17 protein-coding genes are annotated in these 21,750 nt (G+C 63.6%); 4 read left to right on the top strand and 13 right to left on the bottom strand.

Annotated elements, in window-relative coordinates:
• Positions 1–25: 25 nt before the first annotated feature.
• The 10 genes from AC5ZGW_RS19170 to AC5ZGW_RS19125 all read right to left on the bottom strand — a co-directional run bounded on the left by AC5ZGW_RS19170 (position 26) and on the right by AC5ZGW_RS19125 (position 12,066).
• On the bottom strand, positions 26–772 hold the full coding sequence (locus tag AC5ZGW_RS19170; RefSeq protein WP_130231550.1) for an SDR family oxidoreductase: 747 nt from the start codon (positions 770–772) through the stop codon (positions 26–28).
• A 71-nt stretch (positions 773–843) separates the two neighbouring features.
• Positions 844–2,103, bottom strand: a complete 1,260-nt coding sequence (odhB, locus tag AC5ZGW_RS19165) for a 2-oxoglutarate dehydrogenase complex dihydrolipoyllysine-residue succinyltransferase (RefSeq protein WP_463328373.1) — start codon at positions 2,101–2,103, stop codon at positions 844–846.
• A gap of 155 nt (positions 2,104–2,258) precedes the next feature.
• Positions 2,259–5,216, bottom strand: a complete 2,958-nt coding sequence (locus AC5ZGW_RS19160; RefSeq protein ID WP_130228375.1) for a 2-oxoglutarate dehydrogenase E1 component — start codon at positions 5,214–5,216, stop codon at positions 2,259–2,261.
• A gap of 136 nt (positions 5,217–5,352) precedes the next feature.
• Positions 5,353–6,237 (bottom strand): succinate--CoA ligase subunit alpha, encoded by an 885-nt coding sequence (sucD, locus tag AC5ZGW_RS19155; protein ID WP_028166240.1) that lies wholly within the window; start codon positions 6,235–6,237, stop codon positions 5,353–5,355.
• A gap of 60 nt (positions 6,238–6,297) precedes the next feature.
• Positions 6,298–6,777, bottom strand: a complete 480-nt coding sequence (locus AC5ZGW_RS19150) for a DUF1579 family protein (RefSeq protein ID WP_130228374.1) — start codon at positions 6,775–6,777, stop codon at positions 6,298–6,300.
• Between the two features lie 2 nt (positions 6,778–6,779).
• On the bottom strand, positions 6,780–7,976 hold the full coding sequence (sucC, locus tag AC5ZGW_RS19145) for an ADP-forming succinate--CoA ligase subunit beta (protein ID WP_130228373.1): 1,197 nt from the start codon (positions 7,974–7,976) through the stop codon (positions 6,780–6,782).
• 129 nt (positions 7,977–8,105) lie between these two features.
• Positions 8,106–9,074 carry a malate dehydrogenase gene (mdh, locus tag AC5ZGW_RS19140; protein ID WP_130228372.1) on the bottom strand — a complete coding sequence of 323 codons (969 nt, stop codon included), beginning with the start codon at positions 9,072–9,074 and terminating at the stop codon, positions 8,106–8,108.
• 252 nt (positions 9,075–9,326) lie between these two features.
• Positions 9,327–10,514 carry a cell division protein ZapE gene (gene zapE / locus AC5ZGW_RS19135; RefSeq protein WP_130228371.1) on the bottom strand — a complete coding sequence of 396 codons (1,188 nt, stop codon included), beginning with the start codon at positions 10,512–10,514 and terminating at the stop codon, positions 9,327–9,329.
• 136 nt (positions 10,515–10,650) lie between these two features.
• On the bottom strand, positions 10,651–11,187 hold the full coding sequence (thpR, locus tag AC5ZGW_RS19130; protein ID WP_130228370.1) for an RNA 2',3'-cyclic phosphodiesterase: 537 nt from the start codon (positions 11,185–11,187) through the stop codon (positions 10,651–10,653).
• Between the two features lie 174 nt (positions 11,188–11,361).
• Positions 11,362–12,066: an arylesterase gene (locus AC5ZGW_RS19125; RefSeq protein WP_130228378.1), complete on the bottom strand. Its 705-nt coding sequence runs from the start codon at positions 12,064–12,066 to the stop codon at positions 11,362–11,364.
• On the opposite strand from AC5ZGW_RS19125, the gene AC5ZGW_RS19120 reads away from it, so the two are divergent.
• The 4 genes from AC5ZGW_RS19120 (at position 12,065) to AC5ZGW_RS19105 (ending at position 17,121) form a co-directional block, all read left to right on the top strand.
• Positions 12,065–12,784 (top strand): ABC transporter ATP-binding protein, encoded by a 720-nt coding sequence (locus tag AC5ZGW_RS19120; protein WP_130228369.1) that lies wholly within the window; start codon positions 12,065–12,067, stop codon positions 12,782–12,784. The genes AC5ZGW_RS19125 and AC5ZGW_RS19120 overlap by 2 nt on opposite strands.
• Positions 12,781–15,351, top strand: coding sequence for an ABC transporter permease (locus tag AC5ZGW_RS19115; protein ID WP_130228368.1), 2,571 nt, complete (start codon positions 12,781–12,783; stop codon positions 15,349–15,351). Before AC5ZGW_RS19120 ends, AC5ZGW_RS19115 begins: the two co-directional genes overlap by 4 nt.
• A gap of 238 nt (positions 15,352–15,589) precedes the next feature.
• Positions 15,590–16,381: a Bax inhibitor-1/YccA family protein gene (locus tag AC5ZGW_RS19110; protein ID WP_028166231.1), complete on the top strand. Its 792-nt coding sequence runs from the start codon at positions 15,590–15,592 to the stop codon at positions 16,379–16,381.
• Positions 16,382–16,575: 194 nt separating this feature from the next.
• The gene (locus AC5ZGW_RS19105) at positions 16,576–17,121 is read left to right on the top strand and encodes a GNAT family N-acetyltransferase (RefSeq protein ID WP_130228367.1); all 546 of its coding nucleotides are present in this window, start codon (positions 16,576–16,578) and stop codon (positions 17,119–17,121) included.
• Positions 17,122–17,242: 121 nt separating this feature from the next.
• Here the strand turns inward: AC5ZGW_RS19105 and AC5ZGW_RS19100 are convergent, their stop codons facing one another.
• The 3 genes from AC5ZGW_RS19100 to acnA all read right to left on the bottom strand — a co-directional run bounded on the left by AC5ZGW_RS19100 (position 17,243) and on the right by acnA (position 21,699).
• On the bottom strand, positions 17,243–17,614 hold the full coding sequence (locus AC5ZGW_RS19100; RefSeq protein WP_130228366.1) for a DUF2794 domain-containing protein: 372 nt from the start codon (positions 17,612–17,614) through the stop codon (positions 17,243–17,245).
• 445 nt (positions 17,615–18,059) lie between these two features.
• The gene (locus AC5ZGW_RS19095) at positions 18,060–18,818 is read right to left on the bottom strand and encodes a DUF1223 domain-containing protein (RefSeq protein ID WP_028166228.1); all 759 of its coding nucleotides are present in this window, start codon (positions 18,816–18,818) and stop codon (positions 18,060–18,062) included.
• Positions 18,819–18,978: 160 nt separating this feature from the next.
• The gene (gene acnA, locus AC5ZGW_RS19090; RefSeq protein ID WP_130228365.1) at positions 18,979–21,699 is read right to left on the bottom strand and encodes an aconitate hydratase AcnA; all 2,721 of its coding nucleotides are present in this window, start codon (positions 21,697–21,699) and stop codon (positions 18,979–18,981) included.
• Positions 21,700–21,750: the final 51 nt, after the last annotated feature.

Raw genomic sequence — 21,750 nt, 5'->3', positions numbered from 1 at the left:
CTGCTGCTGAAGTCCGTGACAGGTATTAGCGGCCGCCTGAGACATCAAGGATGGCGCTTGTCACATATGAAGCCTCGTCCGACATTAGCCAGACGATGGCGTTGGCGATTTCCTCCGCGGTGCCGACGCGCTTCATCGGCACCATGTGAGCGAGACGATGGGCACGATCGGGCTCACCGCCGGAGGCGTGGATTTCGGTATCGATCAGGCCCGGGCGGATCCCGGCGACGCGGATGCCTTCGGCCGCGACTTCATGACCAAGGCCGATGGTGAAGGAGTCGATCGCGCCTTTCGAGGCGGCGTAGTCAACGTAAGTGTTGGGCGAGCCGAGCTTGGCCGCGACCGACGACAGGTTGACAATGACGCCGCCCTGTCCGCCATTGCGTGTCGACATTCGCTTCACCGCCTCGCGCGCGCACAGAATGCTGCCGGTGACGTTGACCGCCATCATGCGCTCGATGCGCTCGGCCGACATGTCCTCGACCCGGATCGACGGACCGACGATGCCGGCATTGTTGACGAGCGCGCCGAGCGCGCCGAATTCGTCGGCCGCCTTGAACAGCGCAAGAATGTCGGCCTCGCTGCCGACATCGCATTTCACCGCGATCGCCTTGCCGTTGCTGGCCTCGATTGCGGAGACGACTTCGTTGGCCGCCGCCTGGTTGCTGGCGTAGCCGACAACGACGCGAAAGCCTCGCGCCGCCGCGGCGATGGCGGTAGCGCGACCGATGCCGCGGCTGCCGCCGGTGATGACAACGACCTTGTCCGTCACATTCGCCCCTGAACGTTCATGCGACACCGGTCACGACGCCCGAGAAAGTCGGGCGCCGCACGAAAGCAAGCTCAGAGATCCAGCACCAGCCGCGCCGGGTCTTCCAGGCTTTCCTTGACGCGCACCAGGAAGGTCACGGCTTCCTTGCCGTCGATCACGCGGTGATCGTAGGACAGCGCCAGATACATCATCGGGCGGATCTCGATCTTGCCGCCGATCACGACGGGGCGCTCCTGGATCTTGTGCATGCCGAGGATACCGGACTGCGGCGCGTTCAGGATCGGCGTCGACATCAGCGAACCATAGATGCCGCCATTGGTGATGGTGAAGGTGCCGCCCTGCATCTCCTCGATCTTGAGCTGGCCATCGCGGGCCCTGCGGCCGTAATCGGCGATTCCCTTCTCGATCTCCGCGATCGACTTGGTGTCGCAGTCCCGCACCACGGGCACGACCAGGCCCTTGTCGGTGCCGACGGCTATGCCGACGTGGTAGTAGTTCTTGTAGATCAGGTCGGTGCCGTCGATCTCGGCGTTCGCTGCCGGGATCTCCTTCAAGGCCTGCACGCAGGCCTTGGTGAAGAAGCCCATGAAACCAAGCTTGACGCCATGCTTCTTCTCGAACGCGTCCTTGTACTGGGAGCGCAGCGCCATGACGTGGCTCATGTCGACCTCGTTGAAGGTCGTCAGCATCGCCGCCGTGTTCTGCACATCCTTCAGCCGCCGCGCGATGGTCTGGCGCAGCCGCGTCATCTTCACGCGCTCTTCGCGCGCGGCATCGTCCGCCGGCGACGGCGCCCGCACCTGCACCGAAGCCGCCGGCTGAAAGACCGGCGTCGGCGCGGAAGCCGCCCGCTCGATCGCCGCCAGCATGTCGCCCTTGGTCACACGGCCATCCTTGCCGGAGCCCGGCACGGTGGAGGCATCGATCCCGCTTTCAACCGAGAGCTTGCGCACCGACGGCGCCAGCGGCGTATCCGCAGGCAGTGCCTTCGGTGCTGACGGCGCTGGCGCGGCAGCAGCCGGGGGAGGCGGCGGAGGTGCAGCCGCGGGCTTGGCCGGCGCCGGCGCAGCGGCCGGCTTGGCGGCAGCGCCAGCGGCGCCATCAGTGATCTGGCCGAGCAGCGCGCCGACCGCGACGGTTTCGCCGTCCTTGGCGATGATTTCGCCCAGTGTGCCGGCGGAAGGCGCCGGCACCTCGATCGTAACCTTGTCGGTCTCGAGCTCAACCAAGGGTTCATCGACGGCAACGGCATCGCCGGCCTTCTTGAACCAGCGGCCGATGGTGGCCTCGGTCACGGATTCGCCTAGCGTCGGGACGCGAATTTCAGTCATGGTCTCGTTTCCTTAAAACAACCTGTGCGGTCATAAACTCTAGCTGTCATCCTCCGCGAAAGCGGAGGATCCAATAGCCCGCGGCGGCTGCAATCAAGCAGCGGCAGCGCGGGTTACTGAATGCCTCGCTTTCGCGGGGCATGACGGATCGAATGTCAGTTCAACGCCTCGTCCAGGAACGCCTTGAGCTGCGCGAGATGCTTCGACATCAAGCCCGTGGCGGTCGCCGCAGCGGCCGCGCGGCCGGCGTAGCGCGGACGCCTGTTCGGCGCATGGATCTGGTTCAGCACCCACTCGAGATAGGGCTCGATGAAGTGCCAGGCACCCATGTTGCGCGGCTCTTCCTGGCACCACACGATCTCGGCGCCCTTGAAGCGGCCAAGCTCCTGCACCAGCGCCTTCAACGGCACCGGATAGAGCTGCTCGATGCGCAGCAGATAGATGTCGTCGATGCCGCGCTTCTCGCGCTCTTCGTAGAGGTCGTAATAGACCTTGCCCGAGCACAGGATGACGCGGCGGATCTTGGCGTCCGGCTGCAGCTTGATCTTTTCATCCGGCAGCATCTGGGCGTCATCGTAGAGGATGCGGTGGAAGGTCGTACCCTTGGCCAGCTCCTCGAGCCGCGAGACGGCGCGCTTGTGCCGCAGCAGCGACTTCGGCGTCATCATGATGAGCGGCTTGCGGATCTCGCGATGCAACTGCCGCCGCAGCACGTGGAAATGGTTGGCCGGCGTGGTCGGATAGACCACCTGCATGTTGTCCTCGGCGCACATCTGCAGGTAGCGCTCGAGACGGGCCGAAGAATGTTCCGGACCCTGCCCTTCGTAGCCATGCGGCAGCATGCAGACGAGGCCGGACATGCGCAGCCATTTGCGCTCACCCGACGAGATGAACTGGTCGAACACCACCTGGGCGCCGTTGGCGAAGTCGCCGAACTGCGCCTCCCAGATCGCCAGCGCATTCGGCTCGGCGAGCGAATAGCCGTATTCGAAGCCGAGCACCGCTTCTTCCGACAACAGCGAGTTGATGACCTCGTAGTGTCCCTGGTCACCGCCGAGATGGTTGAACGGCGTGTAGCGGCTCTCGTCCTCCTGGTCGATCAAGACCGAGTGGCGCTGCGAGAAGGTGCCGCGCTCGGAATCCTGGCCGGACAGGCGGACGTGATGGCCTTCCTCCAGCAGCGAGCAGAATGCCAGCGCCTCAGCGGTCGCCCAGTCGATGCCGACACCGCTGTCGATTGCCTTCGCACGGTTATCGAGGAAGCGCTGGATGGTGCGGTGGACGCGGAAGCCATCCGGCACCTTGGTGATCTTGCGGCCGATGTCCTTGAGCACGGCGGCATCGACGCCGGTGACACCCCGGCGCGCGTCCTCTTCCTGGTCCGCGATCTTGAAGCCGGCCCATTTGCCGTCGAGCCAGTCGGCCTTGTTCGGCTTGTAGCTGGCGCCGGCCTCGAATTCAGCATCGAGCCGGGCGCGCCAGTCGGACTTGGCCTTCTCGACCTCGCCCTCGGTGACGACACCCTCGGCGATCAGCCGCTTGGCATAGATATCCAGCGTGGACGGATGCGAGGCGATCTTCTTGTACATCACCGGCTGGGTGAAAGCCGGCTCGTCGCCCTCGTTGTGGCCATGCCTGCGGTAGCAGAACATGTCGATGACCACGGGCTTGTGGAACTTCTGGCGGAACTCGATCGCGACCTTGGCCGCGAACACCACCGCTTCCGGATCGTCGCCGTTCACATGGAAGATCGGCGCGTCGATCATCTTCGCCACGTCGGACGGATAGGGCGAGGAGCGCGAGTAGCGCGGATAGGTGGTGAAGCCGATCTGGTTGTTGACGATGAAGTGCAGCGAGCCGCCGGTGCGATACCCCTTGAGGTCGGACAGGCTGAAGCATTCCGCCACCACGCCCTGGCCGGCGAACGCCGCGTCGCCATGCATCAAGAGCGGCAGCACGGAAATACGCATGTCCGGCGGATCGCCATGCTGGTCCTGCTTGGCGCGCACTTTGCCGAGCACCACGGGGTCGACGATCTCGAGATGCGAGGGGTTCGCGGTCAATGACAGATGGATGCTGTTGCCATCGAACTCGCGATCCGAGGAAGCACCGAGGTGGTACTTCACGTCGCCGGAGCCTTCGACGGCGTCGGGATTGGCCGAACCGCCCTTGAATTCGTGGAACAGCGCGCGATGCGGCTTGCCCATCACCTGGGTCAGCACGTTGAGGCGGCCGCGATGCGGCATGCCGACCACGATCTCCTTCACACCGAGATTGCCGCCGCGCTTGATGATCTGCTCCAGCGCCGGAATCAGCGATTCGCCGCCATCGAGGCCGAAACGCTTGGTGCCGGTGAACTTGACGTCACAGAATTTCTCGAAGCCCTCGGTCTCGATCAGCTTGTTCAGGATCGCGCGGCGCCCCTCAGGGGTGAAGCTGATCTCCTTGTCCGGCCCCTCGATGCGCTCCTGAATCCACGCCTTCTGCGCGGCATTGGAGATATGCATGAACTCGACGCCGAGCGTCTGGCAGTAGGTGCGCTCGCAGATCGCGACGATTTCGCGCAAGGTGCCGTATTCGAGCCCGAGCACGTGGTCGAGGAAGATCTTGCGGTCGAAATCGGCTTCCGTGAACCCGTAGGTGCGCGGATCGAGCTCTTCGCGGTCGCGCGGCGCCTCGATGCCGAGCGGGTCGAGCTTGGCGTGGAAGTGGCCGCGCATGCGGTAGGCGCGGATCAGCATCAGCGCACGGACCGAATCGCGCGTCGCCTGGTTGACGTCGGCTGGCGAGAGTTCGGCGCCCTTGGCCTGCGCCTTGGCGGCGATCTTGTTGCCGACGGCCTTCTCGACCTGCGCCCAATTGCCGTCCAGCGCCGAGGTCAGGTCGTCACGCGGCGTTACCGGCCAGTTGGGACGGCTCCAGGACGGCCCTTCGGCGTTCTTCTGGACGTCCGCCGGGGTGTCCTTCAGGCTCTTGAAGAAATCCTGCCAGTCAGTGTCGACCGACGCCGGGTCCTGCTCGTAGCGGGCGTAGAGATCGTCGATGTAGGTGGCGTTGGTGCCCTGCAAAAAGGAGGAAAGGGCAAAAGCGGCGTTCGCGTCCTGGCGAGACATGATAGCGTCCTGGTGATTTTCGGTTCGCGCGCAAGTGACGGCGCAAGCAGCCGGCCCGGAAGGACGGCTGGCTGAGATTAGGATGGTTTACCCTATTTAATCCTAAACTTCGCGCCGAAAAGAACCAAGGACTGAATCAAGACTTCAATTTCTCGGCAAGTGTATGCCCAAGGCGTGCGGGCGACGGAGAAACAGTGATTCCGGCCGCTTCCATGGCTGCGGTCTTGGAACCGGCGTCGCCCTTGCCGCCGGAGATGATCGCACCGGCATGACCCATGCGGCGGCCGGGAGGGGCGGTAACGCCGGCGATGAAGCCGACCATCGGCTTCTTGCGGCCCCGCTTGGCCTCGTCCTTGATGAACTGGGCGGCGTCCTCCTCGGCCGAGCCGCCAATCTCGCCGATCATGATGATCGACTTGGTAGCGTCGTCCTTCAGGAACATTTCCAGTACATCGATGAACTCGGTGCCCTTGACCGGGTCGCCGCCGATGCCGACAGCCGTGGTCTGGCCGAGCCCCTCCTGCGAGGTCTGGAACACGGCCTCGTACGTCAACGTGCCCGAGCGCGAAACGATCCCGACGCTGCCGGGCCGGAAGATGTTGGCCGGCATGATCCCGATCTTGCACTCGCCGGCGGTCATGACGCCCGGGCAGTTCGGCCCGATCAGCCGCGACTTCGAGCCTGACAGCGAGCGCTTGACGCGCACCATGTCGAGCACCGGGATGCCCTCGGTGATGCAGACGATCAGCGGGATCTCCGCATCGATCGCCTCGCAGATCGCGTCCGCCGCGCCCGGCGGCGGCACATAGATCACCGACGCATCGGCGCCGGTCTTCTCGCGCGCCTCGCGCACGGTGTCGAACACCGGCAGGCCGAGATGGGTCGAGCCGCCTTTGCCGGGCGACGTGCCGCCGACCATCTTGGTTCCGTAGGCGATCGCCGCTTCCGAATGGAAAGTGCCGTTCTTGCCGGTGAAACCCTGGCAGATGACCTTGGTGTTGTTGTCGATCAGGATGGACATGTCTTCAGATGCTTTCGCGAAACGCCGGTGACAGGTTTAGTTGTTTGAGCCGGATCAGGCTTAGTGGACACGCCGATACACGCCGGTGAGCACGTCTGCCCATCCTTCCGCGTCGGGCGAGAACTGGATCTTCATGGTGTAGCTGTTGTCGTCGACGACCTCGTAGAGGTGACGCGCGTTGCCGCGCAGCGAGCCCCGAACGAGCGTCAGCGTCTTGCCGACCCAGCTTCCGGACGCCGGCGACGGCGGATAGTAGCCGAGCGAATCGTGCCAGAACAATTTGTAGAGCCGGTCGTCGCGGTCATAGGTGAACAGGGCATGGGTAGCGAATATCTCCTGGCCGTCTCGCGTCTGGCGCGAGTCCTGGATCAGGTAGAAGCCGTTGAGATCGATGCGCGCCACCACATGCGAGGTGGCGGGACCGCCCGGGTTCCAGCGCGACGGGTAGACCACCTCCTCGCCGGCCCATTCACCCGCGAAGACTCCGAGCTTCTTGTGCTCCGGAAGCGGTGACGGTGCGGCGAGATGGTCCTGAGCCATTGCTAGCCTCCCTTAACGGCATTCACGATTTTCTGCGCGGCGTCATCGAGATTGTCAGCGGGCAGGACATTGAGACCGCTATTGTTGATGATCTTCTTGCCCTGCTCGACGTTGGTGCCTTCGAGCCGCACCACCAGCGGCACCTTCAGGCCGACCTGCTTAACCGCAGCGACGACACCCTCGGCGATCACATCGCACTTCATGATGCCGCCGAAGATGTTGACCAGGATGCCCTTCACATTGGGGTCCGCGGTGATGATCTTGAACGCCGCGGCCACCTTGTCGACACTAGCACCGCCGCCGACGTCGAGGAAGTTCGCGGGCTCCATGCCATAGAGCTTGATGATGTCCATGGTCGCCATGGCAAGCCCGGCGCCGTTGACCATGCAGCCGATGGTGCCGTCGAGCGCAACATAGTTGAGGTCATATTTCGACGCCTCGATCTCCTTGGCATCCTCCTCGGTCTCGTCGCGCAGCGCCGCGACGTCGGGATGGCGGAACATGGCGTTATCGTCGAAGGACACCTTGGCGTCGAGCACGCGGAGCTGCCCCTGCTTGGTGACGACGAGCGGATTGATCTCCAGCATCGCCATGTCCTTGGCGGTGAACGCGGCATAAAGCTGGCTCACGAGCTTTTCCGCCTGCTTGGCGAGATCGCCGGAAAGGTTCAGCGCCTTCGCGACGGTGCGGCCGTGATGCGGCATGATGCCGGTGGCCGGATCGACCGAGAAGGTAATGATCTTGTCCGGGGTCGAGTGCGCGACGTCCTCGATGTTGACGCCGCCTTCGGTCGAAACCACGAACGAGACCTCGGAGGTCTCGCGGTTGACCAGGATCGAGAGATAGAACTCCTTGTCGATCTCGGAGCCTTCCTCGATGTAGAGGCGGTTGACCTGCTTGCCATGCGCCCCGGTCTGCACCGTCACGAGCGTCGCGCCGAGCATCTGCTTGGCGAACGCAGCAACCTCGGCCACCGACTTGGCGATGCGGACGCCACCCTTGTCGCCGGCGGAGGCCTCCTTGAACTTGCCTTTGCCGCGGCCGCCGGCGTGGATCTGGCTCTTCACCACCCAGATCGGGCCGGGAAGCGTCTTGGCCGCCACCTCGGCATCCTCAGGCTTCAGCACGGGTACGCCGCGCGAGATCGGCACGCCGAAGTCGTGCAGCAATGCCTTGGCCTGATATTCGTGGATATTCATCGGGACGCTCCCCAAAACCCTCTACGGCGAAGTTCTACAGTTCACCTTGGTAGTTGGCATACCACATACCAAAAGAACTGCAACCCAGAAACGCTTTCGGCCCCGATCGGGGCCGAAAACTGAACGAAATCAATGACCGAGCAGATCGGGCGCGATCTTCTTGCAGGCGTCGACCAGACCCTGCACCGCGCCAACCGACTTGTCGAACGCCTCCCGGTCCTTGCCGGCCAACTCGATCTCGACCACGCGCTCGACGCCCTTGGAGCCGATCACCACGGGCACGCCGACATACATATCCTTCACGCCGTATTCCCCGTTGAGGTAGGCGGCGCAAGGCAGCACGCGCTTCTTGTCCTTCAGATAGCTCTCGGCCATCGCGATCGCGGATGCCGCCGGCGCATAGAAGGCCGAGCCGGTCTTCAGGAGGTTGACGATCTCGGCGCCGCCATTGCGGGTGCGGTCGACGATCTCGTCGATGCGCGCCTGCGAGGTCCAGCCCATCTTGACCAGATCGGGCAGCGGGATGCCCGCGACCGTGGAGTAGCGCGTCAGCGGCACCATGGTGTCGCCGTGACCGCCAAGCACGAAGGCGGTGACGTCCTCAACACTGACGTTGAACTCGTCGGCGAGGAAATAGCGGAAGCGCGCCGAATCGAGCACGCCGGCCATGCCGACAACTTTCTTGCTCGGCATGCCGGAGGCCTTCTGCAGCGCCCAGACCATGGCGTCGAGCGGGTTGGTGATGCAGATGACGAAGGCATCGGGGGCATACTTCTTGATGCCGGCGCCGACCTGCTCCATCACCTTCAAATTGATGCTCAAGAGGTCATCGCGGCTCATGCCAGGCTTGCGCGGCACGCCGGCGGTGACGATGCAGACTTTGGCGCCATCGAGCGCCTCGTAGGAATTGGCGCCGACCAACTTGGAATCGAAGCCGTCGACCGGCGAGGACTGCGCGATATCAAGCGCCTTGCCCTGCGGCACGCCCTCGGCGATGTCGAACAGCACGACGTCGCCAAGCTCTTTCAGGCCGATCATGTGAGCCAGCGTTCCGCCGATCTGGCCGGAGCCAATCAAAGCAATCTTGTCGCGCGCCATGGGAAATCTGTCCTTTGAGCACAAAGAGGAGGATGGATAGCAGATCGGATCGCTGGTTATCCCTTTCGAATGATCCATTCAAGTCGCGGCCATGCCCAATTGTCGGGCCGGCCGCGCATTCGCATCAGAGGCATACCAGCGTGCCCCCCGTCATTCCGGGGCATCGCGCAGCGATGAACCCGGAATCTCGCGCGGCCATCTCAAGATTCCGGGTTCGCGCTGACGCGCGCCCCCGGAATGACGAGTGAGGCGCTACGTCTCCACCAGCCCCGTGCTCGCGCCGCTGGCCGTGGAATCCTTTCGCTTCCCGTGCGGAAGCGCCAGATAGGAGGCCGAGCTCATTTCGATCAGGCGCGAGGATGTGCGCTTGAATTCGTTGGCCTCGACACCTTCGGTCGCGAGGTAAAGCGACACCGGGTTGGCTTGGGCAGAGGCCATCAGTTTCACGGCATTGTCATAGAGCGTATCAATCAGCGAGATGAAGCGCTTGGCAGCGTTCCGATCGGCCAGATCCATCACCGGGATCCGATCGATCAGAATGGTGTGATAATCGTGCGCGAGTCTCAGATAGTCGGAGGCAGCCAATGGCCTCTCGCAAATCTCGGCAAAGCTAAAACGCGCCACGCCATGCGACGAGCAGGGCACCTGCAGGATGCGACCCTTGATCGGAATGTCGCGCGGCTTGCAGGGCGCATTGCCGGTCATCCTGGCCCAGGCCGTATTCAGCGCGGCCTCCGCCTCCTCATCGGCCGGCACCAGCCACATCTTCCCGCCGGCAAGTTTTTCCAGACGGAAATCGGTGCGCGCATCGAGCCGCAGCACGTCCATATGCTCGGAGATCTGCGCGATGAAGGGCAGGAATAGCGCGCGGTTGAGGCCGCCTTTGTAGAGATCTTCCGGCGCGACGTTGGAGGTCGCGACCACGACGGTGCCGAGCTCGAACAGTTTGGCGAACAGCCGCCCCAGGATCATCGCATCCGCGATGTCGGTGACGTGGAATTCGTCGAAGCAGAGCAGCCAGGCTTCATCGAAGATCGCTTGCGCGGTGAGCGCGATCACGTCGGCATCGGCGATCTCGCCGCGCGCGATCTGCTGCCGGTAGCCGTAGATCCGCTCGTGCGCCTCGGCCATGAATTCGTGAAAATGGGCGCGGCGCTTGTGCTCGATCGGACACTGCTGGAAGAACAGGTCCATCAGCATGGTCTTGCCGCGACCAACCTCGCCATGGACGTACAGCCCGTGCGGCGGCTCGTTCTTGTCGCCGCCGAACAGCCGGCCGAACAGGCCCTGCTTGCGCGAGGGCTTATAGCTTGCAAGGCGGTCCTCGAGCGAGCCGAAAGCGTCGGCGACGCGGGCCTGCGCCGGATCGGCTTCGATCGCCCCGGAGTCAACGAGAGCCTGATAATGCGCGCGGAAGGAACTCGGCGAGGTGGAGAGCATGCCCCTTTCCGCCCTATGGGACGAAAAATTGCAAGCCGTGAATGACGCCGGGGCTATGACAAATTCTAACGGCGGTCATGCCCCGGTGGTTGGCCCGGAGGAATCCCCACGTCGCCATCTACGCCCTGACCGGCGCTCACGCGCTCAGCGCGTATGAATCCTCGACCACATAGGGTCCGCCGCCGGTGGAGGCGCGCGAGGAGAACAGCACGAAGCGCGAAGCCAGGAAGGTGCGGCTCGGGAAGTAGCCGCGCACCGAGAGATAGTCGGCGACGTCCTGGCTCGAAGCGTCATGCAACCGCGCCAGCGTGACATGCGGCGTGAATTTGCGCCCTTCCGGATCGAGCCCGATCCGCTGCATCAACCGCTCAAGCTCGGCCTGCAGGTCGATCAACGGCTTGCTCGGCTCGACGGAGGCAACCACGGCGCGCGGCTTGCGTCCGCCAAAGCTCGACAGCCCCTGCAGCTTGACCTCGAACGGCTTGCGGTTGATCCGCAGCAACATCGACGCGATCTCGTTGGCGGAGACGCCGTCGATATCGCCGATGAAGCGCAAGGTGACGTGATAATTTTCGGGATCGATCCAGCGTGCGCCGGGAAGGCCGCCACGCAAGCTGGAAAGGGTCTGGCCGATTTCGGCCGGGATTTCCAGTCCAGTGAACAGACGCGGCATCGCAAGATCCTCGATGCAGAGCGTGAGCTCGAAGAGCCCTCGCTGAGAATAGCCCGGCAGCGAATCACCGGTGATTATTTGTACCCGACTTATATGACTCTGCGAAGCAGGCGACATTAACAGCTCGTAAACCTACGGAGAAACCGCAGGCCAGGCTTGTCCACTGCCTGTTTTTCAACTCCGCTGCCCGGAGATCGTGCCAACAAATGCCTCTACGGTGGGCAGCATATTTTTTACGATGATGTCGATGCCATCAGCGGTCGGATGCATGCCGTCGGCCTGGTTGAGCTTCGCATCGGCCGCGACACCCTTAAGAAAGAACGGGTAAAGCGGCACGCCGAAAGATTTCGAAAGCTCCGGATAGATCGCATTGAAGCGCGCCGCATAGTCGCTTCCGTAGTTGGGCGGCGCAAGCATGCCGCAGATGAGCACCGCCACTCCGCGCGCCTTCAGCCGCGACAGAATGTCGGAGAGAGCGGCACGGGTCACCGCAGGATCGGTGCCGCGCAGCCCGTCGTTGGCTCCGAGTTCGAGGATGACGGCGTCGGTTCCCTCGGGCACCGACCAATCGAGCCGCTCGCGGCCGCTGGAGGCGGTATCGCCGGACACCCCGGCATTGATCATATCGACCCTTATCCCCTTGGTCTCCAAAGCCTTTTGTAGTTTCGCGGGGAACGCGGCATTGGCCGGAAGACCAAGCCCGGCGCTCAAGGAATCGCCCAATACCACCATCTTGATCGGTTTGGCCGCCCCGGCCGATTGTCCCTGTGCAGTTGCCGTAGCCACCGTCATCAAGGCCACAATCAACACAAGTATGTGCGCGAGGGTCGCAATCCGACCCTCGACCCGCGCGGCGGAAGTGCCATATGACCGAGCCATGGACAGTCTCATAGAATCCTCTTCGCTCTCCGGCGTCGCGCCGGACTCCGTTTCCATTTCCAACGTCAACCTCTCGCTCGGCACCGGTGCGGCCCGGGTTCATATCCTGAAGGATATCAGCCTTCGTGTGGCATCGGGGGAAGCGATCGGACTGATCGGGCCGTCAGGCTCGGGCAAGTCGACGCTGTTGATGGTGATGGCGGGATTGGAACGTCCTGACAGCGGTGAGGTGGTAGTCAATGGCACGCCGTTCAATACGCTGGACGAGGACGCGCTGGCGCGTTTCCGAGGCCGCCAGGTCGGTATCGTCTTTCAGTCGTTCCACCTGATCCCCACCATGACGGCGCTAGAAAATGTCGCGGTGCCGCTCGAACTTGCCGGCAATCCCGACGCCGCCGAGCGCGCCGCCGCGGAACTGACATCGGTCGGCCTCGGCCACCGGCTGCACCACTATCCGACGCAACTCTCCGGCGGCGAGCAGCAGCGCGTGGCGCTCGCGCGTGCGCTGGCGCCCGATCCCGCGATCCTGGTCGCGGACGAGCCGACCGGCAATCTCGATGAGGCAACGGGCAAGCAGATCGTCGACCTCCTGTTCACCAAACATGCCGAGCGCGGGATGACGCTGGTGCTCGTCACCCATGACTCTTCGCTGGCGCAGCGCTGCGACCGCGTGGTGCGGCTTCGTTCGGGACGGATCGACGGACAGTCCGCAACATGAGCATTGCTGTCGAGGCTGCCACGACGAGCCGCGCACCGTCGCTTGCGCTCCGCTATGCGCTGCGCGAGTTGCGCGGCGGCCTGCGCGGCTTCTACGTCTTCATCGCCTGCATCGCGCTCGGCGTGATGGCCATCGCCGGCGTCGGCTCGGTGGCGGCAAGCTTGAGCGAAGGGCTTACACGCGAGGGCCGGACGCTGCTTGGCGGCGACGTCAGCTTTTCCCTGATGCAGCGCGAGGCCAAGCCGGCTGAAATCGCGTTCCTGCGCACACATGGCGACGTCTCAGTCGGGGCAACGCTGCGCGCGATGGCGCGCAATCCGGCGGGCACGCTGGCGCTGGTCGAACTCAAGGCCGTCGACGGGTCTTATCCGCTGCTCGGCGAACTGACGCTCAATCCGAAGATGCCGGTCTCCGACCTCTTCGCCGAACGCAATGGCGTGTTCGGCGCCGGCGTCGATTCGACCTTGCTGGCGCGGCTTGATCTGAAGCTCGGTGACGACGTCAGCATCGGCGGCGCGACGTTCCAGATCCGCAGCGTGGTCGAGGCCGAGCCGGACAAGCTCGTCGGCGGCGTTGGCCTGGGCCCCCGCTTCCTCGTCAGCGAGGCGGGCCTGCGCGCAACCGGGTTGCTGCAGCCCGGCAGTCTGGTGCGCTGGATCTACCGCGTGAAGCTGCCGGGCAACGCCAATGACGACCGCGCGACCACGACGTTCATCGATGGCGCGCGCAATGCGCTGCCCGAAGCCGGCTGGGAGATCCGCAGCCGCGACAACGCCTCGCCGCAACTCGAACGCAATATCAACCGCTTCACCCAGTTCCTGACCCTGGTCGGGCTCGCCGCGCTGCTGGTCGGCGGCGTCGGCGTCGCCAACGCCGTCAAGAGCCACATTGACCGTCGGCGCGACGTCATCGCCTCCTTCAAGGCGCTCGGCGCCACCGGCCGCGACGTCTTCACGATCTATCTGACCCAGGTGATCGTGCTCGCCACCATCGGCTCGGTGATCGGGCTGGCGCTCGGCGCGGCCCTGCCCTTCGTCATCGTCGGCGTGTTCGGGAAGCTGCTGCCGCTGCCGGTGATCCCGGCGCTGCATCCCGATGAACTCGCATTGTCGTTCGTCTACGGTCTCCTGACCGCGCTCGCGTTCGGGCTGTGGCCGCTCGGCCGGGTGCACGACGTGCCGGTCGCGGCGCTGTTCCGCGATACGGTCGCCAGCGAATGGCACCGGCCGCGCTGGAGCTATCTGGCGCTGATGGGCGCGGTGATCGCGCTATTGATCGCGGTTGCGGTCGGACTTTCCTACGACAAGCGCATCGCCGCCGTGTTCGTCGCCTCCTCTATCGCAGTCTTCGTGCTGCTCCGTTTGATCGCCGCCGGGTTGATGGCGCTGGCGCGCCGGCTGCCGCGTAGCCGCGTCACCATGGTACGGCTGGCGGTCGCCAACATCCACCGGCCAGGCGCGTTGACGCCATCGGTGGTGCTTTCGCTCGGCCTCGGGCTCGCCGTGCTCGTGACCATCACCCAGATCGACGGCAATCTGCGCCGGCAATTCCTCGCCGCCCTGCCCGACCGCGCCCCCTCGTTCTTTTTCATTGATATTCCCTCCACCGAGGCCGACCGGTTCAGCGCTTTTCTGAAGCAGACCACGCCGGACGGAACGGTCGAGGACGTGCCGATGCTGCGCGGGCGCATCGTTGCCGCCCGCGGCGTCAAGGCGGACGAGTTGAAACCATCGGTCGACGCCGAATGGGTGCTGCAGAGCGACCGCGGCCTCACCTACACCGGGGAGGTTCCCAAAGGCTCGAAGGTCGTCGAGGGCGAATGGTGGGGCGCCGACTATCACGGCCCGCCGCTGGTCTCGATGGAGAAGAAGATCGCCGACGGGCTGAGGCTCAAGATCGGCGACGAGATCGTCGTCAACGTGCTCGGCCGCGACATTTCGGCGAAGATCGCCAATCTCCGCAACATCGACTGGCAGGGGCTCGGCATCAATTTCGTGCTGGTGTTTTCGCCCAACGCCTTCAAGGGCGCCCCGCACAGCCATGTGGCGACCCTGACGGAGGCGCATCCGTCCCCTTCCGACGACGCCCGCATCATCAAGCAGGTCGCCGACGCTTTCCCGATGGTGACGAGCGTCCGGGTCCGCGAGGCGCTGGAGACCATCGGCAGCGTCGTCACCAATCTCGTGCTGGCGATCCGCGGCGCCAGCGCGGTGACGCTGATCTCGGCCATCCTGGTGCTGGGCGGCGCGCTCGCCGCCGGCCACCGCCACCGCGTCTATGACGCAGTGATCCTGAAGACGCTCGGCGCCACCCGCGCCCGCCTGCTGGGCGCCTATGCGCTGGAATATCTGATGATCGGCTTCGCCACCGCGCTGTTCGGCGTGTTCGCCGGCTCGATCGCCGCCTGGCTGATCGTCACCCGGCTGATGACGCTGAGTTTCGTCTGGGAGGCTGGCAGCGCCGCAGCGGTGGTGGTCGCGGCGCTGATCGTCACCGTCGGGCTCGGGCTGGCCGGCACGCTGCTGGCCTTGAACCAGAAGCCCGCGGCCGTGTTGCGGAATTTGTGACAATTTGAAGCGGGGAACGAGGCCGGTTAACACCGGCTTTGCCTTGAAATAAGGGCCAGAGCGACATTCAGCCGCGCGTGGAAGCTTGCGGCGGTTGTGTTAGTTTCCCACATACGCCTTGGGTCGGATGGGCGGTTTGATGACACGGATTTTAATGTCCGCAGGCCGCGCTATCTGAGATAGATTATACTCGGTCCCGCAAATCCCTTGCGACCGGAACAACCACGGGAATTCGACCATGTCGGACCTAGACCGTAACTATGCCTCTCCCTTCGGCCGGGCCGCCGGTCGCATTGACACTGCGACGGTCGACGCCGGTCTGCGCGCCTACATGCTGCGCATCTACAACTACATGTCGATCGGCCTCGCGATCACGGGCCTGGCCGCGCTCGGCGTCTATATGGCGGCGGTGACGGCGGATCCGTCCGCAGCCGTCGCAAAGTTCGGCAACGCCTATCTGACGCAGTTCGGCTATGCGATGTTCGTCAGCCCGCTGAAGTGGCTGTTCATCCTCGCACCGCTGGTGATGGTGTTCGTGATCTCGGCCGGCATTAACCGGCTTCAGCCCGCGACTGCTCAGCTCCTGTTCTGGGTGTTCTCGGCGCTGATGGGCCTCTCGCTGTCGTCGATCTTCCTGGTGTATACGCACACCTCGATCGTGCGGGTGTTCTTCATCACCGCGGCGACCTTTGGTGCGCTTAGCCTCTACGGCTACACCACCAAGCGTGACATGAGCGGCATGGGCTCGTTCCTGTTCATGGGCCTGATCGGCATCATCATCGCCAGCCTGGTCAACCTGTTCCTGGCGAGCTCGGCGCTGCAGTTCATCGTTTCGGTGGTCGGCGTGCTGGTGTTCGCGGGCCTCACCGCTTGGGATACCCAACGGCTGAAGAACGACTACATCTACGGCTACGCCTCGCAGGGTGGCGCGATTGCCGAGCGTGCGGCGATTACCGGCGCACTCTCGCTCTACCTGAACTTCATCAACCTGTTCACGCTGCTCCTGCAGCTCCTCGGACAGCGCGACTAAGCGCCTCCGGCAGTACCAACGATCGAAGCCCCGGCCTCACCGCCGGGGCTTTTCGTTTGCGCACTCAGTCCCCTACCCGGGCTCGTTCCCGAGCATCCACCATTGACGAGAAAGGCGTGGATGGCCGGGTCAAGCCCGGCCATGACAGATAAGGAGAGCGTTGCTCCCGGGAAACCTGCTGCTATCTTGCCGCCATGTCCGCCGTCGAGATCAGGCCCGCCACCGAGGCCGACCTTCCCTCCGTCACTGCAATTTACGAGCACGCGGTGCGCTTCGGCACCGCGACGTTCGAGCTGGTCCCGCCGGACCTGGCGGAGATGACGCGCCGCTTCAGGGCGCTGACGGATGGCGGCTTTCCCTATTTCATCGCTGCCCTTGACGGAGGCGTGGTCGGTTATGCCTATGCCGGCGCCTACCGCCCGCGTCCGGCCTATCGCTTCACGGTGGAGAATTCGATTTATCTGGATCCCTCGATCCACCGCCGCGGCGTCGGCCTGCAACTGCTGCAGCGGCTGATCAGCGAATGCGAGGCGCGCGGCTACCGGCAGATGATCGCGGTGATCGGGGACTCCGCCAACGCCGGCTCAATCGGCGTTCACCTCAAGACCGGCTTCACGCTGATCGGAATCCATCCGAGCGTCGGCCTCAAATTCGGCCGCTGGCTCGACACGGTGATGATGCAGCGCGCGCTCGGCGACGGCGCGACCACGATACCGACCGAGGATCCGGGCCGGCGTTAATTCTCCGTCATTCCGGGGCCCGCGTAAGCGCGAACCCGGAATCCAGAGGTTGATGAGAGCGCAATTTGCCGCACGAGATTCCGGGTTCGCTTCGCGCCCCGGAATGACGGACGCCGCGGCCTTAAACAACCGCCAGCTTGCGGTCGATCACGAGCAGCACGCGCTCCAGCTCATGGCCACGGCGCAGGATCAGGCCGGTCGCCGAGATCACGCTGTACATGCCCTGCTTGCGGGCGAGCCGCGGGTCCTTCTCGATTCGGTAGATCGGGACCTCGGAGGAGCGGCGGAACACCGAGAACACGGCGCGATCCTTCAGGAAGTCGATGGCGTAATCCCGCCACTCGCCATCGGCGACCATGCGGCCATAGAGATTGAGGATGCGATTGAGTTCGAGACGATTGAACGTGACGCGGTTCTGTAGCGGGCTGGCAGCGACGGGCCGCGCCGCCGCGCGAAGCCCGCTTGGATCGCTGTCCTCCGATATCAATATCATCAAGCGCCTCCTGTCATGCGGCTGACATGATTGCGCTAACCGGGCAGCGCCGCAAGGGTTCAGAGCCGCCGTGCGACGAATGGGAAGATTTTCCAGGAGTCACAGTATCGTTAGAAAGAATCTTATTGCTGCCCCACTTCCGCCCACCGCCCGCCCCGCTGCCCTGCGAAAAGGAAATCCTGCGTTGGCCCGGTTCTTTCGGTTCCGGATTCCTCAGCCCCCAGCCCCCCGGGGCCGTCGGGACCGGGCCTGTTCGCAGGGGAGTTAACTCCCTTTTGACTGGGCCAACGAGAGTTGGTCCTTTTCTTTTTTGGGGGTCCCTCACGACACGTCATTCCGGGCACGCGACAGCGTGAGCCCGGAATCTGGAGGTTGATGGCGAGAGATTCCGGGCTCACGCGATGCGCGCGCGGAATGACAGGATGTGGCGGGTTTGATTTAGACCTTACCGCAGCGGCGTCATGGCCGCGCCGAGCATGGGGCCCGGCTTGTCGCGATTGCCGTCCTGGACATAGACGACGGCGGCATCGACGCCTTCACGCGAGATGTTCTCGATCGGCACAGTCCAGCTTCCCGCGCTGCCATTCCAGTCGCCGACCTTCAACAGGTTACGCACCACGTTGTGATAGGTGATCTCTTGCCCGCGATTCTCGCCGCGCCCGATCGAGATCGGCACCGCCTTGGAGATCGAGCAGATCCAGACTTCGCCATGCTTGACGCGCGGCCCATTGCTCGCCGCCACCGAGACATTGATCTGCTTGCCGGACAGCGACATCGTCACCGGCACCGACATCACGCCCTCGGTCGCGGTATCCTTGATCGCAGTCTCGATGCCGACGCGATCGCTGCCGATCACCTTCGCCGAGCCGTTAACGATGACTTGCGGCGTATAGACGTCGCGGTCGCCGCGCACATGCGAATAGGCTTTCTGGCGCGCGCTGAAGCGCGAATCAGCCAGCGTGTCCTTCCAGCCGAGATAATCCCAGTAGTCGATCGGCATGCTGAGCGCGATGACATTCGGGTCCTTGGCGAGTTCGCCGATGATCTTGTCGGCGGGCGGGCAGGACGAACAACCCTGTGAGGTGAAGAGCTCGACGACCGCACGCGGATCGGCGTGGGCGGGTCGGATGATCGCGATAATGGCGCAAACACTGAGCGCGCCGGACCAAAGCGAAAGACGATTATAGGCCATCATCGCTGTCATTCTGAGAACCGATCGTGATGATTTCCATCCGTACTTGTACGGGGCATGAGAGACGACCCTGAAGAGCATGCCCCTGACGTGCGAAAGCGGCCTTTTTCATAGGCCGCCCGCATTTTCCTAGCCATTCACGTAGCAGTGAGGCACCGATCACAAATCCGCGTTAGGCCGCGAGCTTGCGCAACACGTAGTGCAGGATGCCGCCGTTGCGATAATAATCGAGCTCATCGAGCGTATCGATGCGGCAAAGCAGCGGGACATGCTGCACTTTGCCATCGCTGGAGGTGACGTCCGCCGTCAGCATCTGGCGGGGCTTCAAATCGCCCTGCAAGCCACGAATCGTGACCTTCTCGTCGCCCTTGATGCCGAGCGACTGCCATGACGCGCCCGGCTCGAAGGTGAGTGGCAGCACACCCATGCCGACCAGATTGGAGCGATGGATGCGCTCGAAGCTCTGGCAGATCACCGCGCGAACACCGAGCAGGCGGGTGCCCTTGGCCGCCCAGTCGCGCGATGAGCCGTTGCCGTACTCGGCGCCGGCGAACACCACCAGCGGCACGCCTTCCGCTTGGTACTTCATCGCGGCATCGTAGATCGACATCTGCTCGCCGTCGGGCCAGTGCTTGGTGTTTCCGCCTTCCGGAATATTGCCGTCGGCACCCTTGAGCATGAAGTTCTTGATGCGGATGTTGGCAAAGGTTCCGCGCATCATGACCTCATGATTGCCGCGCCGCGTACCATACTGGTTGAAGTCGGCCGGCCGCACCTGATGCTCGCTCAGGAATTTGCCGGCGGGCGACGTCAGCTTGATCGAGCCGGCCGGCGAGATGTGGTCGGTCGTGATCTTGTCGCCGAACATGGCGAGGATCCGCGCCTCGACGATGTCGGTGATCGGCTCGGGCTCCTTCTTCATGCCCTCGAAATAGGGCGGGTTCTGCACATAGGTCGAGCTCATGTTCCAGCGATAGGTCTCGCTCTCGACCGTCTTGATCTTGCGCCAGTTGGTGTCGCCCTTGAACACGTCGGCGTATTTCTTCTTGAAGATCGACGCGGTGACGAACTTCTTCATGAAGGCGTTGATTTCCTTCGCGGTCGGCCAGATGTCCTTCAGGTAGACCGGCTTGCCGTCCTTGCCCTCGCCGATCGGCTCGACCGCGAGATCCTTGGTCACGGTGCCTGCCAGCGCGTGCGCTACGACCAGCGGCGGCGAGGCGAGATAGTTCGCCTGCACGTCAGGACTGACACGGCCCTCGAAGTTGCGGTTGCCCGACAGCACGGCGGCGGCGACGATGCCGTTGTCGTTGATCGATTTCGAAATCTCTTCCGGCAGCGGGCCGGAATTGCCGATGCAGGTGGTGCAGCCGAAGCCGACCAGGTTGAAGCCGACCTTGTCGAGATCGGCCTGCAGGCCGGAATTGGCGAGATATTCCGCCACCACCTGGCTGCCCGGGGCAAGCGAGGTCTTCACCCAAGGCTTCGCCTTCAGGCCCTTGGCGACCGCGTTGCGTGCCAAAAGGCCTGCGCCGATCAGAACGCTCGGATTGGAGGTGTTGGTGCAGGAGGTGATCGCCGCGATCACGACGTCGCCGTGGCCGAGATCGAAGTTGCGGCCCTCGACCTGATAGCGCTTCTCCGCATCATCGGCCTTCTTGTATTCGCTGGCGAGCGCCGTTGCGAAGCCGGTCGCGACCGCAGGAAGGGCGACGCGGCCCTCTGGGCGCTTCGGCCCGGCCATCGACGGCACGACATCCTTGAGATCGAGAATCAGCTTTTCCGTGAACACCGGATCGGTCGATTTCGCCGTGCGGAACAGGCCCTGCGCCTTGGCATAGGCGGCGACCAGCGCGACACGGTCCGCCTTGCGGCCGGAGGTCTTGAGATAATCGATGGTCGCGGCGTCCACCGGGAAGAAGCCGCAGGTCGCGCCATATTCCGGCGCCATGTTGCCGATCGTCGCCTTGTCCGCGACCGAAAGATAATCGAGGCCAGGGCCGAAGAACTCGACGAACTTGCCGACGACGCCCTGCTTGCGCAGCATCTGCGTCACTGTCAGCACCAGGTCGGTCGCGGTGACACCTTCCTTGAGCTGTCCCTTGAGCTTGAAGCCGACCACTTCGGGCAGCAGCATCGACAAGGGCTGGCCGAGCATGCAGGCTTCCGCCTCGATGCCGCCGACGCCCCAGCCGAGCACGGCAAGGCCGTTAACCATCGTGGTGTGCGAATCAGTACCAACAAGCGAATCGGGATAGGCGACCTCGAAGGTGCCGGTCTTCTTGCCGACCGTCATCTTCTCCTTCTTGGTCCACACCGTCTGGGCCAGATATTCGAGATTGACCTGGTGGCAGATGCCGGTACCAGGCGGCACCACCGAGAAGTTCGAGAATGCCTTCTGGCCCCATTTCAGGAACTCGTAACGCTCCTGATTCTGCTTGTATTCCTCGACCACATTCTTGGCGAAGGCCTTGTTGTCGCCGAAGAAGTTGACGATCACGGAGTGGTCGATGACGAGGTCGACCGGCACCAGGGGGTTGATCTTCTCCGCATCGCCGCCGAGATTCTGCATCGCGTTGCGCATCGCCGCGAGATCGACCACAGCCGGAACACCCGTGAAATCCTGCATCAGCACGCGCGCGGGGCGGAAGGCGATTTCATGCTCGAGCTTGCGCTTCCTCAGCCATTTGCTGACTGCGACGATATCTTCCTTCTTGACGGTGCGGCCATCCTCGTTGCGCAGAAGGTTTTCAAGCAGCACCTTCATCGAGTATGGCAGCTTCGAAATGCCCTTCAGACCGTTCTTCTCTGCCGTAGGCAGGCTGTAATAGACGTAGGTCTTGCCACCGACCTTCAGGGTCTTGCGGCATTTGAAGCTGTCGAGCGATGTCATGCGAGGAAATCCCACTTATTCCGTTATACCCGGCAAGGGTATTTTTATACC

It is taken from the genome of Bradyrhizobium sp. Crot121, from assembly GCF_059512385.1.
The sequence above is the reverse complement of the archived record's forward strand: the minus strand, read 5'-3'. Positions and strand labels throughout refer to the sequence as shown.